Source organism: Microbacterium sp. SZ1 (genome assembly GCF_002362255.1).
Taxonomy (GTDB): Bacteria; Actinomycetota; Actinomycetes; order Actinomycetales; family Microbacteriaceae; genus Microbacterium.
In genome coordinates this window covers 1-1,001 of the sequence record NZ_LPVV01000024.1, presented here as the reverse complement: position 1 = coordinate 1,001, position 1,001 = coordinate 1, and the positions used below count along the sequence as shown (strand labels likewise).

The following is a 1,001-nucleotide window of genomic DNA, read 5'->3' as shown; positions in this document are numbered from 1 at the left end:
AGCTGCTCGACTCGCTGTCGGGGGTCGAGTACTCCAAGCCCCGAGACGGCGGCATCGACCAGCTCGCCGGCGTGGTCTCGCGCACGATGCCGCTCGCGAGCGTCGTCGTGCTGGTGTGCGGCTCCAGGGTCGACACCGACGACCTGCGCGTCGCGTGCGCCCGGCTGCCCTTCGGTGCGAAGGTCCTCGCCGTCGTCGCAGACCGCAGTGTGGCAGCACCGGCACTCCGCCGCATCGGCGAGGCCGACGTCGTCACGATCGGCGCCCTCGAACAGGTGCCCCTCGCCCTGCAGAAGGTGCTCGCATGACCGCCGTGTCGACCGCGCTCGCGAAGGACTTCGCCGGGATGCCGGTGCGCCGCTGGATCCTGGACCTCGCCGCCTCAGCGCTGCTCATCGCGGTGTCGATCGTCGGCTTCTGGCCCACGTTCGCCGGACCGTCGTACCTCCCTGCGGCGATCGGCGCGCTGCTCCTCGGCCTCGCGATCGCCGCCGTCGGGGCGTGGCAGCGCTGGGGCATCCTCATCGTCGCCGGGCTGACGGTCGCCGTCTACTTCGTCTTCGGCGGCGCGCTCGCTCTGCCGCACACGGCGATCCTCGGCGTCATCCCGTCGCTGGAGACGCTGGAGAAGCTCGCGGTCGGCACCGTCACGTCGTGGAAGCAGCTGCTCACCACGGTCGCCCCGGTGTCGGGCACCGACGGGCACTTCCTCGTGCCGTTCCTGCTGACCCTCGTCATCACGGTGCTGACGGCGTCGTTCGCACTGCGACTGCCGAACGTGGCGTGGGCGCTGCTGCCGGCCGGTGTCATGCTCATGCTGGTGATCGCGCTCGGCACTCCGGAGCCGGCTTTCCCGGTCGTGCAGGGTCTCGTGTTCGCGGTGCTCGCGACGGCATGGCTCGCGCTTCGTCAGCTGTGGGCGCCGCAGAACGCCGCCGTCTCGGTGAGCGAGGTCGATCCGTCGCGGGCCGCGCACATGCGGCTGCGTCGTCTGCTCGCGG

General features: G+C 71.5%; 2 pseudogenes. Both read left to right on the top strand.

From position 1 onward, the window contains the following. Positions 1-308: pseudogene (locus tag AUC47_RS10730) on the top strand (DUF58 domain-containing protein); the annotation flags it as partial. Continuing rightward, positions 305-1,001 (top strand): annotated as a pseudogene (locus AUC47_RS10725) (transglutaminase domain-containing protein); the annotation flags it as partial. The pseudogenes AUC47_RS10730 and AUC47_RS10725, both read left to right, overlap by 4 nt.